Source organism: Roseburia sp. 1XD42-34 (assembly GCF_009917385.1).
Lineage (GTDB): Bacteria > Bacillota > Bacilli > Bacillales > Amphibacillaceae > Virgibacillus.
Genome location: NZ_QWLJ01000004.1, coordinates 30045 through 45317, shown reverse-complemented (window position 1 = coordinate 45317; position 15273 = coordinate 30045). Strand labels below are relative to the sequence as shown.

Annotated in this window: 14 protein-coding genes; all 14 read left to right on the top strand. The window is 38.8% G+C overall.

Annotated features, from left to right (window positions below):
- Window positions 1-205 precede the first annotated feature (205 nt).
- Window positions 206-1090 carry a YicC/YloC family endoribonuclease gene (locus D1839_RS03075; RefSeq protein WP_120378421.1) on the top strand — a complete coding sequence of 295 codons (885 nt, stop codon included), beginning with the start codon at window positions 206-208 and terminating at the stop codon, window positions 1088-1090.
- A 771-nt stretch (window positions 1091-1861) separates the two neighbouring features.
- Window positions 1862-2125: an extracellular matrix/biofilm regulator RemA gene (gene remA, locus D1839_RS03070; protein WP_073005196.1), complete on the top strand. Its 264-nt coding sequence runs from the start codon at window positions 1862-1864 to the stop codon at window positions 2123-2125.
- A gap of 11 nt (window positions 2126-2136) precedes the next feature.
- Complete coding sequence (gene gmk, locus D1839_RS03065; RefSeq protein WP_120378420.1) at window positions 2137-2754, top strand: guanylate kinase; 618 nt, start codon at window positions 2137-2139, stop codon at window positions 2752-2754.
- A complete protein-coding gene (gene rpoZ / locus D1839_RS03060; protein ID WP_199689922.1) occupies window positions 2754-2966 on the top strand; it encodes a DNA-directed RNA polymerase subunit omega in 213 nt (70 codons plus the stop codon). Before gmk ends, rpoZ begins: the two co-directional genes overlap by 1 nt.
- Window positions 2967-3619: 653 nt before the next feature.
- On the top strand, window positions 3620-4834 hold the full coding sequence (gene coaBC, locus D1839_RS03055; protein ID WP_120378418.1) for a bifunctional phosphopantothenoylcysteine decarboxylase/phosphopantothenate--cysteine ligase CoaBC: 1215 nt from the start codon (window positions 3620-3622) through the stop codon (window positions 4832-4834).
- On the top strand, window positions 4831-7239 hold the full coding sequence (gene priA, locus D1839_RS03050) for a primosomal protein N' (protein WP_120378417.1): 2409 nt from the start codon (window positions 4831-4833) through the stop codon (window positions 7237-7239). The genes coaBC and priA overlap by 4 nt, the downstream gene beginning before the upstream one ends.
- Window positions 7240-7260: 21 nt before the next feature.
- On the top strand, window positions 7261-8202 hold the full coding sequence (fmt, locus tag D1839_RS03045) for a methionyl-tRNA formyltransferase (protein ID WP_120378416.1): 942 nt from the start codon (window positions 7261-7263) through the stop codon (window positions 8200-8202).
- A 5-nt stretch (window positions 8203-8207) separates the two neighbouring features.
- The gene (gene rsmB, locus D1839_RS03040; RefSeq protein WP_120378415.1) at window positions 8208-9560 is read left to right on the top strand and encodes a 16S rRNA (cytosine(967)-C(5))-methyltransferase RsmB; all 1353 of its coding nucleotides are present in this window, start codon (window positions 8208-8210) and stop codon (window positions 9558-9560) included.
- A gap of 122 nt (window positions 9561-9682) precedes the next feature.
- Window positions 9683-10444, top strand: a complete 762-nt coding sequence (locus tag D1839_RS03035; protein WP_120378414.1) for a Stp1/IreP family PP2C-type Ser/Thr phosphatase — start codon at window positions 9683-9685, stop codon at window positions 10442-10444.
- Window positions 10444-12462 (top strand): Stk1 family PASTA domain-containing Ser/Thr kinase, encoded by a 2019-nt coding sequence (pknB, locus tag D1839_RS03030; RefSeq protein WP_199689921.1) that lies wholly within the window; start codon window positions 10444-10446, stop codon window positions 12460-12462. Before D1839_RS03035 ends, pknB begins: the two co-directional genes overlap by 1 nt.
- Window positions 12463-13341: a ribosome small subunit-dependent GTPase A gene (gene rsgA / locus D1839_RS03025; RefSeq protein WP_120378412.1), complete on the top strand. Its 879-nt coding sequence runs from the start codon at window positions 12463-12465 to the stop codon at window positions 13339-13341. It abuts the gene before it with no gap.
- 1 nt (window position 13342) lies between these two features.
- Window positions 13343-14005: a ribulose-phosphate 3-epimerase gene (gene rpe / locus D1839_RS03020; protein WP_120378411.1), complete on the top strand. Its 663-nt coding sequence runs from the start codon at window positions 13343-13345 to the stop codon at window positions 14003-14005.
- Window positions 14006-14647: a thiamine diphosphokinase gene (locus D1839_RS03015; RefSeq protein ID WP_120378410.1), complete on the top strand. Its 642-nt coding sequence runs from the start codon at window positions 14006-14008 to the stop codon at window positions 14645-14647.
- Between the two features lie 41 nt (window positions 14648-14688).
- Window positions 14689-14772, top strand: coding sequence for a stage V sporulation protein SpoVM (gene spoVM, locus D1839_RS03010; RefSeq protein ID WP_077300290.1), 84 nt, complete (start codon window positions 14689-14691; stop codon window positions 14770-14772).
- Window positions 14773-15273: the final 501 nt, after the last annotated feature.

Sequence of the window (15273 nt, the reverse complement as noted above, 5' to 3'; positions counted from 1 at the left end):
TTGCTTTTTAGGGTTCTTATGTATGAATGAACATTTTTAAATTAAGTCGACATTAACCAAAATTTCATGGTGAGAGGAACACATGTAATTACCTGCTAGGCTCGTCCCTTTTGAACAATGTTTCATTTTAAAGTACGATAGTAATTCGTATCTCTTTTCAATAAAATGGAATACAGCGTATAATACATATAGATGGAGTGATTATATGGTAATAAGTATGACAGGCTATGGAAGCGCAAAGGTGACCACAAACCAGTTGCTTTTGACGGTTGAGGTTAAAACAGTAAATCACCGTTATCTTGACATTAGTATGAAACTACCAAACCAATTCGGATTCCTAGAAGAGAAGCTAAAAAAGATGTTGCAAAGTTACTTTCAAAGGGGGAGAGTGGAACTATATATTCAACTTCACGGTGAAGCGCTCATGCAAAAAACAGTTGAAACAAACTGGGACTTAGTAGAACAATATATGACTCAATTACAAGAAATGAAGGAACGTTATCAGCTTGCTGGTGAATTGCCAATAACGATTATCACTGGCTTCCCCGATGTGTTTTCTGTATCCGAGATAGAAAACGAATTAACAGATGCATGGACTACCAAATTGAAGGATGCTGTAAATGATGCTTGTCAACAAGCATTAGAGATGAGAAAACAGGAAGGTACATCCCTATCAAAGGATTTGCAAGTTCGTATACATAAATTGCAGCAATGTGTAGAGAAAATAAGTGCACGACAGGCTATCGCGTTGATCACATATCGTGAACGAATTCAACGCCGAGTTGCAGACCATTTTAATGAAGAACCATTAAAGGATCCAGCAAGATTATATCAGGAAATTGTTTTATTAGCCGAAAAAGGCGATATTACAGAAGAGATAACTCGCATGAACAGTCATCTAGCGCAGATGAAACAAACATTGTTGTTAAGTGGAACGATTGGACGAAAATTAGAATTTATCGCGCAGGAATTACTTCGCGAAGCAAATACAATTGGTTCCAAATCCGTAGATACGATTACAAGCGAGTATACAATCAATATCAAAAGCGAAATTGAAAAAATAAAAGAACAAGTGCAAAACGTGGAATAATAGTTGTGTTTTCGCCCCCTTTTTACGTATAATGTCAATAAAGGTTGTAAACATGTCCGTCAAATTGCAGTGAGGAATGCTCAAAGATATCATTGACTATAGCATCTACAAGTATAAGAAAATTTAAAAGCGCAGGAACGAAACTACTTGCATCTTGATCCAATATTTGGGAATACTACTAAATTAGGAACGATTTCTATACTGGAATTATTTATATATACTATTTGCTTCCAAAATGACCATGTGAATGGTCACCTAATCGTAATAGGAATTGAATTCCATTTATTGGTAATCTTTTCAGCTTTATCTAGCATGTAATGTGCCTGAAGTCTGCTGTTGCAAAGTTCTTGAGTTGATATAAAAGGGGCTAAGTGCGGGAATAGCCTTAATTGTTTGACTCGTTTGTGAAGCTCACAGAATCCTTGCGTGCTGCTAAATTCCGTAAGACAATGGGAGAAGCTCCTCAGCATTGAATTTCATTTGATCTCCTAGTACTAAAAGAACATAAACTAGTATTACAGAAATTTATTAAAATGCGTTTCAATTGTAGTTCATTTTATCGGAAAAGACTTTGTATAACGACCGCAGTTCGGTACTAGTCTCAGGGGAATACCTTTGCAGACGACATCAGCCAACATAAATCAATCAGGTGTTTTGTAGTATCATTCACTGCACTTCTTTATATACGCTAAAACAGAAGGTAGAAGTGTTACGAAGCTATAGAGGTGGATTAAATCTAGAGAGATAGAAGAATTATACGGAGGGTTTATATTGAGTTTACGTTTAATTAATATTGGCTTTGGGAATGTTGTTTCAGCAAATCGTGTAATTTCAATTGTTTCACCTGAATCAGCTCCAATCAAACGAATTATTACTGTTGCTCGGGAGAACAACAAGTTAGTAGATGCCACTTACGGCAGACGAACAAGAGCAGTTATTATTACGGACAGTGATCATGTAGTGTTGTCTGCAGTTCAGCCTGAAACAGTAGGCCAACGCGTATTAAGTCACGAAGAAATAACGGACGATAATTAGGAGGAAATAATTTGATCGAAGAAAAAGGCATTCTTTTTATTCTTTCGGGGCCTTCCGGGGTTGGAAAAGGAACTGTGCGTAAAGCACTGTTCAATCAAGATACTGATTTGAAGTATTCCATCTCGATGACAACCCGCGAAAAACGCCCTGGAGAACAAGAAGGAGTGGATTATTTTTACAAATCCAAGGAAGCTTTTGAAGCACTAATTCAAGAAAATCAACTGTTAGAATATGCGAAATATGTCAACAATTATTATGGTACACCGCGAGAGTATGTTGAAGAAATGCTTGAATTAGGTCACGATGTATTTCTGGAAATTGAAGTACAAGGTGCTTTACAAGTTAGAGAAAACTTTCCTGAGGGCGTGTTTATCTTTTTGTTCCCACCTAGTTTAGAAGAACTAAAAAACAGGATTATTCACCGTGGAACAGAATCGCAAGAGCTCGTTTTAAACAGACTAAAAGAGGCTAGAAAAGAAATCGAAATGATGGACGCATACGATTATGTCGTTGTAAACGATGATGTTAATCTAGCTGTGAAAAAGATTCAAGCTATTATTCAAAGTGAGCACTTAAAACGTGAGCGTATTGCGAAACAATATAAACAGTTATTGGAGGATGAATTATAATGCTAGACCCATCGATTGATTCACTGCTAGGTAAAATCAACTCAAAATATACACTTGTTACGTTGGCTGCTAGACGGGCTAGACAAATCAGTGTAACGAAGGAAGTATTAATTGATAATCCAAAGTCCCATCAATATGTTGGCATGGCGCTGGAAGAAATTCAGGCAGGAAAGCTGTTTCTTGAAGAAGAGATAGGAAATAGCCCATCCTAAAGGCTCTGTTATCTTAAAGAAGCGTAATCCGGTTATCATACTGAAAATGGATTCCCTCGCGAATTTAGTTGCGAGGGATTTTCTGCATATGTCAGGTAAAGAACGTTATTTATTCCAATAAAAATGCAGGAAGTTTTTTATCCTGCATGTAAGCGCCGTAAGCCTTTCTTCCACATCAAGTCATATGAGTTATAAAAAGAGTCTAAATCGCCAAAAAGAATAAACGCCTGGATATGTTCGAGGAACCTTTAGGTTATACCGTATAACATTTAACATTCAACAGGAGATGAAAGAAAATCTCCCGAACGGCAGATTTACTTATCTTGCTTATAAGGTGCTGTAAGACTCTTACTTTAGAAGTTGGGTAAATTGTGTTACAACGAGGCTAAATGGGAAATAACAGCACTTAAACACCCTTTTCGTAAGCAGCCTTTAGGTACGAACATCAGTAGGGGATAAATAAAAACCCCACTCATTGAAGATACACTTTATCAAGCGTATTGCCTGGAATGGATGGTTTATCTGCTGCTCTAAAAAGGAAAACTGTGTTAGTACTTTGAAAATAGTCGAAATGAATTCTTAAATAGGATTTATAAATGTGTGATGAGTGATATTTTCCACTCTGTGTACATCAAAGAAAGGAGAGAGTATCCGTGGTTCATTCCAAAAATATAGTGTTAGGTGTATCTGGAGGTATAGCGGCTTACAAGGCTTGTAGTCTTGCTAGTAAGTTGACGCAAAAAGGAGCAAATGTAAAAGTGGTTATGACAGATAATGCTACGAACTTTGTTGCACCTTTAACATTTCAAGCTCTAACCCGTAACCCTGTATTTACCGATACATTTGATGAAAAAGATCCTGCAAAAATTGCTCATATTGATGTAGCTGATTGGGCGGATATGGTTATCCTTGCACCAGCTACTGCTAATATTATTGGTAAACTTGCTAATGGAATTGCTGATGATATGTTATCAACCATATTACTTGCTACACAAGCTACGGTATACATTGCACCTGCTATGAATGTGCATATGTACGCACATCCTGCTGTTATAAAAAACATGCAAACATTAGTTAATTGGGGCTATCATTTTATTGAACCCGGTGCCGGTTATTTAGCTTGTGGTTATGTAGGCAAAGGCCGGTTAGAAGAACCAGCAACGATCATCGAAACAATAGAAGCACACCAACAACAAAAAGAAAACTTATTTTTAACAGGAAAGCACGTACTCGTTTCTGCTGGTCCTACGCAGGAAAAAATAGATCCGGTCCGTTATTTTACCAATCGGTCTTCTGGGAAAATGGGATTTGCACTAGCGGAAGTCGCTGCTAATGCAGGAGCTACTGTCACATTAGTTGCCGGACCAACCCAAGTGCAAATACAGCATGCGCAGATAACGAAAATTGATGTTACGACGGCAGAGGAAATGTATGAATCCATGCTAGAGCACTTTGGTGCAAGTGATATTGTCATTAAAGCTGCTGCTGTAGCTGATTATCGTCCTGCCGTTACTTATGAACAAAAGATGAAAAAACAAGCTGGTCCTTTACAAATTCAAATGGAACGAACAAAAGATATATTACAAGCTTTAGGTGAGCGAAAAGCCCAGCAATTTCTCGTGGGATTTGCTGCTGAAACAGAGACACCGATGGAGAATGGACGTAAAAAGATGGAAAGAAAGAACCTCGATGCTATTGTAATTAATGATATTTCTGCTGAGGGTGCAGGGTTTGCAGGGGATACCAATGCTGTAACTTATCTGAATAAACGAGGGAAGACAGAAACGCTTGGTTTAAACACCAAACAAGAGATTGCCAGACAAATTCTCAAACTCATTTATGAGGATGTGGAGGCTCAACGATCGTGAATATAGCAAAAGTAATTGTCGATGTTCCTGCCAACTCCATCGACCAAACGTTTGACTATCTTATCCCAGAAAAGTTTTCAAATATTGTCGTTGCTGGTGCTCGTGTTATTGTACCATTTGGCCCGAGAAAAGTGATGGGGTTTGTTGTAGAAAAGACAACAGCATCCGAATTTTCCAAGTTAAAGCCACTTCACGATGTGCTTGATTTCCAACCTGTATTGACAAAAGAACTATTGGAAATTGGAAAATGGCTTGCACGTGAAACGATTAGCTTACAAATCACAACCTTTCAGGCCATGTTACCACAAGTATTAAAAGCAACTTATAAGAAGGAAATTGTACGTCTCTCAGAAGCGCGCCTGTCTAAGGAACTCGAATTATTGTTTGCAGGTAGAGATGTGGTTCCATATGAAGATTTCCTCACTTCAGGAATTCGCTATATTCGACTATCGGAAGCAGTACAAGCTGGGGACGTAGCCATTGAATATGTAGTTCAATCGCGTATTACGAAAAAATATCAGACGATCATTCAACCAGCTAAAGAATTACATGAGCTAGAAGAAGCAATGTTGGATTTATCCAAACGAGCAAAAAAGCAAAAGCAGCTTCTCCAGTTCTTTTTACAACATCCGCAACAAGTGGAGAAGCAAGCGTTGCTAAAGCAACTAAAAACAAGCGATAACACGTTGAGAGAGCTTGAAAAAAAAGGATTGCTGGAAAGCTTCCAACAAGAGGTTTACCGTGATCCTTATGCACATAGTGACTTTCCGAAAACAGAAGCTTTGAATTTAACAGGACAACAATCCAGAGCAATCAAGCCAATGAAAGAAACAATTGAAAATGAAAGGCATGCTGTTTTTTTGCTGCATGGTATTACTGGAAGCGGAAAAACGGAAATATATTTACAAGTCATTCAAGCGGTTATTGAAAAAGGCGCCGAGGCAATTGTCCTCGTGCCAGAAATATCGTTAACACCGCAAATGGTTAAGCGATTTAAAGGAAGATTTGGTTCTAATGTAGCTGTCATGCACAGTGCTTTGTCCGCTGGTGAAAAATATGATGAATGGCGACGTATACAGCGTAAAGAGGTACAAGTGGTTGTGGGGGCAAGATCTGCTATTTTTGCCCCATTCGAAAATTTAGGAGTTATTATTATTGATGAAGAACACGAATCAACCTATAAGCAAGAAGATCAGCCACGTTATCATGCAAGAGATGTAGCTATTCAACGTGGGCAACACCACCAGTGTCCTGTGATTTTAGGTAGTGCAACTCCCATGCTGGAATCGTATGCTAGAGCAAGTAAGGGAGTCTATCAATTAACAACATTGGATAAGCGAACGAACGATAAAGAACTGCCACCAGTAGAAGTTGTGGATATGCGTAAGGAGTTACATGCTGGAAATCGGACGATGTTTTCTAGAACATTAAAAGCGGAAATAGAAGCGTGTTTACAAAAGAGAGAACAAATCGTACTATTATTGAATCGTAGGGGATATTCTACGTTTGTTATGTGTCGAGATTGTGGCCATGTCAAAGAGTGCCCGCATTGCGATATTGCATTGACGTTTCATAAAAATAGTCATGTATTAAAATGTCATTACTGCTCATACGAAGAACCAATGCCCATACATTGCCCAGAGTGCGGCAGCGATACCATTCGTTATTTTGGGACAGGCACACAAAGAGTTGAGGAAGCATTGGTAAAGTTGATACCTGAGGCTCGGGTTATTCGAATGGATGTAGATACGACAAGAAGAAAAGGGTCGCATGAGAAGCTATTGCACCAATTTGCAACGAAGCAAGCCGATATTTTACTAGGAACACAGATGATAGCAAAAGGTCTTGATTTTGAAAATGTTACTTTGGTAGGCGTGCTAACAGCAGATTCGATGCTACACTTACCAGATTTTCGTTCAGCAGAAAAAACGTTTCAAATATTGACGCAGGTGAGTGGACGGGCTGGTCGACATGAACTAAATGGAAAAGTAGTCGTACAAACATATACTCCTGATCATTATAGTATTCAGTTGGCTAGTACGTATGATTACACAAGCTTTTATCAAAAGGAAATGCTAATGCGTAAAACATTCCATTACCCACCTTATTTCTTTTTAGCATTAATTACCGTTACACATACAAACCAAGTTAAGGCGATTCAATCCACACAACAAATGGTACAAATGCTATCCAAAGTCGTCCATAAACAAACTATCTTATTAGGACCAACGCCGTCGCCCATTCCGCGTATAAAGAATAGATATCGTTATCAATGCATGATAAAATACAGAAATGAGCCGCATCTACAAGATGAACTTCGGAAGATAATGGAGCATTTTTCAGAGCAGATTCGCAAAGATGGTTTGCTTATTTCGATTGATATGCAACCTTACCATTTAATGTAATTATAGAAAGTAGGTAGTAAGATGAAACGAATTGTATTTATGGGTACGCCAGATTTTGCTGTCCCGATTTTAAAAACATTAGTAGCTTCCCCTTATGACGTTGTACTTGTTGTTACTCAACCAGATCGGCCAAAAGGGAGAAAGCGAGTGGTTACTCCGCCACCAGTCAAACAGGAAGCCATAAAGCACGATATCCCTGTGTTTCAACCTGAAAAGCTAAAGGATGACTATGAAGCGATACTGGCATATGAGCCCGATTTAATCGTAACCGCCGCTTACGGCCAACTGCTACCTAACCAATTATTAACTGCACCCCCGTATGGATGTATCAATATACATGCTTCACTTCTGCCAGAATTACGAGGTGGTGCACCGATACATTATGCCATTATGCAAGGCAAAACGGAAACGGGCGTTACGATTATGTATATGGTGGAAAAGTTAGATGCAGGAGCTATGCTGACGCATCAAAAAGTAATGATTGAGGAAAATGATCATGTAGGTAGCTTACACGACAAGTTGGCTGAAGCGGGTTCACAGTTATTAGAAGAAACCCTACCTAAGCTTTTTGCTAATGAATTGCAGCCAATCGAACAAGAACACGATCAAGCTAGCTTCGCTCATAATATTAAGCGGGAGCAAGAAGAAATTGATTGGAATCAACCGAGTGGGGTGGTGTATAACCATGTGCGGGGATTACACCCTTGGCCGGTCGCTTATACAATATTTCAAGGGAAACCGATGAAAATATGGTGGGGGGAACCAATAGATAAAGTTTATGATGGAAAAGCTGGAGAAGTGGTTGATAAACCAGGTAACAGCTCTTTCATTATTGCCTGTGGCGATAAAAAAGGCTTTCGGGTAACTGAAATACAACCAGCGGGGAAAAAACGAATGACGGTAAAGGACTATTTGCAAGGGAATCCAAATCAAATCCAAATTGGACAAATAATGGGTGAGTAAACAGTATGAACAAGCAAACAGTACGAAGCAAAGTGTTAAATACATTAATACGTATTGAAAAGGATCAAGGGTATAGTCATCTGCTCGTCAATCAGGAACTGCAGGCTGGAGGCATTCGTTCCAAAGATGAAGGTTTGTTTACGGAAATCGTGTATGGTACAATACAGCAGCAATTAACGTTGGATTACTATTTAAAACCATTTTTAAAGGGGAAAACAAAACTCGATTTATGGGTTAGAGTTTTGTTGCGAATGTCCATTTATCAGATGGTATATTTAGACCGTATCCCAGACCATGCGATTATCCATGAAGCGGTGGAAATTGCCAAATCTCGTGGGCATAAAGGGATTGCCTCATTTATAAATGGTATTTTACGTGCTATACAACGAAAAGGAGTTCCTCCTATATCTGAGATAAGCGATGACGTAGCAAGAATATCCATTGCAACAAGCCACCCGCAATGGTTAGTGGAACGCTGGATGAAACAATATGGGAAAGAGACAACCGAAGCGATATGCCTTGCAAATACGAAGCACAAACCTTTATCTGTTCGCATCCACCCTTTAAAAATAAGCAGGAAAGATGCAATCAGACAGATGGAGGAGAGTGGTTTTAAAGTACGCCCCTCCTTTTTCTCGCCCCAGGGAATTGTTATTGAAAAGGGAAATGTGTTGAAGAGCAAATGGTTTAAAGAAGGAATGGTGACAGTTCAGGATCAATCTTCCATGTTAGTAGCTGAAATAATGCAATTAAAACCTGGCATGTATGTGCTTGATGCTTGCAGTGCACCCGGTGGGAAAGCAACACATATAGCGGAAAAAATGGAGAACCAAGGACGGATTGATGCATACGATCTTCATGCTAAAAAAGTGAAACTTATCCAATCAAAGGCTGACGAACTTGATTTATCGATTATTCACCCAGCAACAAGTGATGCTCGTAAGTTGCGTGAAAAATACCAAGACGCTACTTTTGATCGAATTTTAATTGACGCCCCTTGCTCTGGGTTAGGAGTTATTAGAGGGAAACCAGAAATAAAATATCACAAACGAGAACAGGATATCGAACGCTTAGCGTCTATACAACAGGAGATACTCGAAACAGTTGCCCCATTATTAAAACAAGAAGGTCGATTAGTATACAGTACATGTACGGTTGATCAACAAGAAAATGAACAAGTTATTCGTGCCTTCTGTGAAAAACATCCTTCCTTTGAAGTTGACCAAACATTTTTTACTGCTTTGCCTAAGCCATTGCATGATACTGAGGGAATAAGTAAGGAAGGTTTGCAAATCTTTCCGCAGACTTTTCAAACAGATGGGTTCTTTTTAACACGACTAAAGTTAAAAAATGGATAGAACTACTTCTTTTCTTGCACATATTGTGTAATACTGTAACTGATAAATAACCGCGAAACGGGTGAATGATTTTTCATGGTCAGTAACACGGTTTTAAACTCAAAGGATAAAGGAGTGAAACAATGAAGGCTCATTTTCTAACAGATCGTGGGCAAGTTCGCAGTCATAATGAGGACTCTGGTGGCGTGTTTTATAATTTGGGAGGCCAAGTTTTAGCTATTATTGCTGATGGAATGGGTGGGCATCAGGCTGGTGATGTAGCCAGTCAAATGGCTACTAGGCTGCTTCAGGAGAAGTGGGAGCAAACGGAGCAGGTCTCCTCGCCTGATGTTGCTGAAACATGGGTGCAAGCTGCTGTGCTTGAAGCGAACACAGCCATCTTTCAGTATGCCCATGAACATGAAGCATGTTACGGAATGGGAACAACGATCGTTATTGCTATCATCCTTGATGAAACATTGACAATTGCCCATATCGGTGATAGTCGGGCATATATGATCACAGATGAGACGATGAAACAAATAACGGAAGATCATTCTTTCGTAAATGCCCTTATTCAATCAGGACAAATCTCTAAAGAAGAAGCGACTTACCATCCGCGAAAAAATGTTGTCTTAAAAGCTTTAGGTACAGAAGAAACCGTAAGTTGTGATGTTCGTACTTTAAGTCTTGAGCAGAATGATTTGTTGTTACTATGTACAGACGGTTTGACCGACAAAATGTCAGATGAAGAAATTTATACAATGGTTTGTTCAGATAGTGATCTTTACCAAGCTGGGAAAAAAATGGTCCAATTAGCAAATGAGCGCGGCGGTGAGGATAATATTTCGCTTGTATTAATACAACATGACAAACCTGAAGAGAGAGCAGGTGAACCATTGTGATGAAAGGGCATCTGATTAATGACCGCTATCTGATTAAGGAAACTATTGGCGGTGGTGGGATGGCAAATGTGTATTTAGCCAGAGATACGATCTTAGAAAGAGATGTAGCCCTTAAAAGTTTACGTTTAGAGTACGCAAATGACCAGGAATTTATTGCACGTTTTGATCGTGAAGCACACGCCGCTACCAGTTTAAATCATCCAAATATCGTTAACATTTATGATGTAGGTGAAGAGGATCATTTACTTTATATGATCATGGAATATGTAAAAGGCATGACTTTAAAAGAATACATACAGAACAAAGGCCCCCTTGACGTTGCGGAAGCATTAGAAATCATGCAGCAAATCACGGGAGCGATTGCACATGCCCATGCGAACGATATCGTACACCGTGATATAAAACCACAAAATATTCTTGTAGATACAAATGGGCAAGCTAAGGTAACGGACTTTGGTATTGCTGTCGCTTTAAGCGCAACGTCGTTAACACAAACGAATTCAATCCTAGGATCTGTTCACTATTTGTCCCCAGAGCAAGCAAGGGGAGGGATGGCTACAAAAAAATCAGATATTTACTCTCTTGGTATTGTTTTATATGAGTTATTAACTGGGCAGCTTCCTTTTTCTGGTCAATCTGCTGTATCCATTGCTTTAAAACATTTACAAAATAATACTCCTTCTGTACGAGAATTCAATTCAAATATCCCACAAAGCGTGGAAAATATCGTCTTAAAGGCAACAGCTAAAGACCCATTTCATCGTTATGAAACGGTTGACGAAATGCAAAATGCATTAGAAACTGCACTTGATCCAAGTAAACAAAATGAAGCGGTATTTATGGTCCCAGCGGAAGATGGAGATGAAACAAAAGCAATCCCAATCATTACGGATGGAGCAAACATTTCTGCTAATGATGAAACAATTGTTCATACTTCCAGTACGACCAAATCTTTTAAAGCCCCAGAAAGAAAAAAGGATGAACAACCATCTGTTAAAAAAGCAAAAAAACAACGCCCGAAAAAGAACAAAGGCAAAAAGAAAAAAAGAATCATCATTTTAGGTCTGCTGCTCCTACTTATAGCTGGGTTTCTTGGAGTATTCTTTTTTACCGACTTATTTCAGCCAAAAGATGTTACTGTTCCTGATGTTACAAAGATGAGAGATAGCGAAGCGATAACGAAGCTAGAAAAAATGAACCTAGTAGTCAAGCAGGAAGAGGTTTTTTCTGATGATGTGGAAGAAGGCTATGTAGTGGAAACAAATCCGAATGCTGGCAGTACGGTTAAAGAAGGGGCTACGATTAAATTAAAGGTTAGTAAAGGGAAAGAGACTGCTACTTTTGGTGACTATGTAGGAAAAGATTTTTCGCAAGTCGAACGCCTATTAAAAGAAGATGGATATGAAGTCTTAGATCCATATGAAGTAAATTCAGATAAGCCTATTGGAGAAATTATTGAACAGATTCAGCCAAGTCCGGATACTGAAGTCGTCCCTAGTGAGACAAAAGTAATTTTTCGCGTCAGCAGTGGTCCAAAGACAGTTAATTTAAATAACTTAAAAGGTATGACAGAGTCTGAAGCTGAAGAATACTTAAATAGTAATGGTTTGAAGATGGACAAGACTACGGAGCATTCAGATACAACGCCTGAAGGAGAAGTCATTCGGCAAGATCCAGAATCAAATACAGAACTTCAAGAAGGTGCTACCGTAACTGTCGTTATATCTTCTGGACCAAAAGAAAAGCCTCCTGTAACACATGAAGTGGCTTATACGGTTCCGTATAAACCAAATAAGCAAGCAGATGAAGAAGAAGCGCTCCCAGAACAAACAGTAAAAGTATATATACAAGATATGAATAATGATTTATCTGAGGTTTATATGGAGGAAAAAATTACAGAAGATACCGAGGTCACTTTTTCACTTACTATTGCTCCTGACAGTGAGGCAGAATATATTATTAAACGTGATGAGGAAGTAATATCGAATAAGGTAGTAGCTTATGAGGATGGTGAATAGATGGCAAAAGGGAGAATTATTAAAGCATTAAGTGGCTTTTACTATGTTGCATCTAATGGAGAAATTTACCAATGTAAAGGAAGAGGAGTATTTCGTAAAAAAAACATTACTCCTCTAGTTGGGGATATGGTTACCTTTGACGTTAGTGGTGAAAAAGAAGGCTACATTTTGGAAATTCATGAAAGAGAAAACGAATTAGTTCGACCACCAATTGCAAATATTGATCAAGCAATCATTGTAACTTCTGCAGTGGAGCCTGCTTTTAATACGACACTGCTTGATCGTTTTCTCGTCTTAGTAGAATCCAAGTTGATCCAGCCGGTTATCTTTTTTACAAAAATGGACATAGCTGAACAGGATAGGGTTCGATTTGAAAGCTATCAACAAGACTATCAAAAAATTGGCTATGATGTAGAGTTATTATCAGTGAAGCATAGAGATCATTTATCCATATTAAAACGGTATTTAAAAGATAAAATTACCGTGATCGCTGGGCAATCAGGGGTAGGGAAAACCACACTGTTAAATGCTATTGATCCAACGCTTGCTTTAAAAACAGGAGAAATATCCACTAGTCTTGGGCGGGGAAGGCACACAACCAGACACGTAGAATTACTTCCTATGTTTGGAGGTCTTGTTGCGGATACACCTGGTTTTAGTTCTTTGGAATTTCAAGATCTCACTGTATCCGAACTTACCGATTGTTTTCCAGAAATAAAGCAACGAACAGCGAATTGTAAATTTCGTGGATGCACGCACATAAAAGAGCCTAAATGTGCTATTAAGCAAGCAGTAGAAAATGGAGAGATAGCTGATTACCGTTATGAACATTATGTACGTTTTTATGAAGAAATTAAACTGAGAAAGCCGAGGTATTAATATGACAAAATTAGCGCCATCAATTTTAGCAGCAGATTTTTCTCGTTTGGGAGAAGAAATTCAGGAAGTAGATCGCTATGGGGCAGACTATATTCACGTTGATGTAATGGATGGGCATTTTGTGCCAAATATCACTTTAGGACCTCCTATCGTTGAAGCGATTCGACCTACGACAAAGCTTCCTTTGGATGTACATCTTATGATCGAGAATCCGGATCACTATATAGCATCGTTTGCTCAGGCAGGAGCAGATATTATCACGGTTCATCAGGAAGTTTGTCCGCACCTACACCGTACGATACAGTCGATTAAGGAGCAGGAAATGAAAGCAGGAGTAGTTATTAACCCTGCTACCCCTGCAGAAACGTTACTCCCTATTTTACCGGATATCGATATGGTTTTAATCATGACGGTTAATCCAGGATTTGGAGGTCAATCGTTTATTGAAAGTACCTTAGGAAAAATAAAATTAGTAAATAAATGGCGTCAGGACTTCGGTTTTTCATTTGAAATTGAAGTCGATGGAGGGATTAACTCCAAAACAGCTAAATTATGTACAGATGCTGGTGCGGATGTTCTCGTGGCAGGAAGTGCTGTCTTTGCAAAAGAAGATCGGGAGCAGGCAATGAAAGACATCTTATATGCTGTAGAGGAGTCAAAATAAGTGACAACAGTAGCTATTATAGGAAATGCACCGGAAAACCACCCCGATTTGACAGCTTACCGTGAAGTTATCGATTATTGGATTGGAGCGGACCGTGGTGCATGGTTCTTAGTAAAGCATGATTTGCCCATCGAATATGCAGTTGGTGATTTTGATTCGACGAGTGAAGCTGAGAAAACGGTTATTCATGATACAGCAACAAATGTTCAAGTGTATCCTTCTGAAAAAGATGAGACCGATTTAGAGCTTGCTTTAAATAAAGCCTACGAGCTTCATCCGACGACGATCTACTTATTTGGTGTTACGGGTGGGCGCATAGATCACGAGCTCGTAAATGTACAGTTGCTTTACACGATTTTATCGAAAGGGATTCGGGGGATTATTATTGATCAATCGAATTATTTGGAATTAACTTTTCCTGGAGAGTATACAGTTGAATATGACGCCAATTATCCAACTATATCGTTTGTGCCTTTTTCCAAGCAGGTGTTAGGGATTACATTGACTGATTTTTATTATCCGTTATCAAACGCAAATATTTCATGGGGTTCTACATTATGTATTTCAAACAAGCTAAATAGAAATAGTGGTACTTTTTCGTACAAAGAAGGCATATTATTATTAATAAAGAGTCGTGATTAGATTTCTAGTTAGTTTTGTTTGCAAAAGAGGAGGGCGAACTCATGAAATTTTATACGATTAAGCTCCCAAAGTTTATAGGCGGATTTGTAAAGGTAATTATTGGTACATTCAAGAAAGAGAAATAACGTGCTAAAGGAAAATAATTGAAAACAGCTTTATTATGAAGCTTATATTAAAAGCTAAGCAGCGTTTATTTTCATTTTCATGAATCATTTTAAAAAGCGGCCATGAACTGATCATGGCTTGTTTTTTTATGGTATAGGAAACGATAAAATGAGGTGCTTGGAGATAATGAAGATAACCGAATAAGCCACATCCGGCGCATGATCCCACCAACTAGGCGACTTCACGAAACGCGATAAGTCATCATTGGTTGGAGCTAAGAGGAAGGCCGACTAAATACGGGCTTGCCGCTCAGGCGTCGGTATACCCCTGGTTTTAGTGGCATGATTCCTAAAACTTTAGTTGCTTCGTTCCAGTCGCTGCGTTGCTAAACGGGCGCTCTGCGCCTTTGTTCTTGCTCCACCTTTTCAAAAAGCGGAGTGTAACAGGGACATCTATCCATAAATACTTTTAAAGCCATTTCTCTTTCCATATAAATAAGCACCCTTATGATAAAAGGTGCT

What these genes read in the sequence shown, in the direction of transcription:
- rsmB (WP_120378415.1), top strand. Translation starts at nt 8,208, where the DNA reads ATGAACAAGCAAACAGTACGAAGCAAAGTGTTAAATACATTAATACGT.
- D1839_RS03035 (WP_120378414.1), top strand. Translation starts at nt 9,683, where the DNA reads ATGAAGGCTCATTTTCTAACAGATCGTGGGCAAGTTCGCAGTCATAAT.
- pknB (WP_199689921.1), top strand. Translation starts at nt 10,444, where the DNA reads ATGAAAGGGCATCTGATTAATGACCGCTATCTGATTAAGGAAACTATT.
- D1839_RS03075 (WP_120378421.1), top strand. Translation starts at nt 206, where the DNA reads ATGGTAATAAGTATGACAGGCTATGGAAGCGCAAAGGTGACCACAAAC.
- spoVM (WP_077300290.1), top strand. Translation starts at nt 14,689, where the DNA reads ATGAAATTTTATACGATTAAGCTCCCAAAGTTTATAGGCGGATTTGTA.
- rpoZ (WP_199689922.1), top strand. Translation starts at nt 2,754, where the DNA reads ATGCTAGACCCATCGATTGATTCACTGCTAGGTAAAATCAACTCAAAA.
- fmt (WP_120378416.1), top strand. Translation starts at nt 7,261, where the DNA reads ATGAAACGAATTGTATTTATGGGTACGCCAGATTTTGCTGTCCCGATT.
- rsgA (WP_120378412.1), top strand. Translation starts at nt 12,463, where the DNA reads ATGGCAAAAGGGAGAATTATTAAAGCATTAAGTGGCTTTTACTATGTT.
- rpe (WP_120378411.1), top strand. Translation starts at nt 13,343, where the DNA reads ATGACAAAATTAGCGCCATCAATTTTAGCAGCAGATTTTTCTCGTTTG.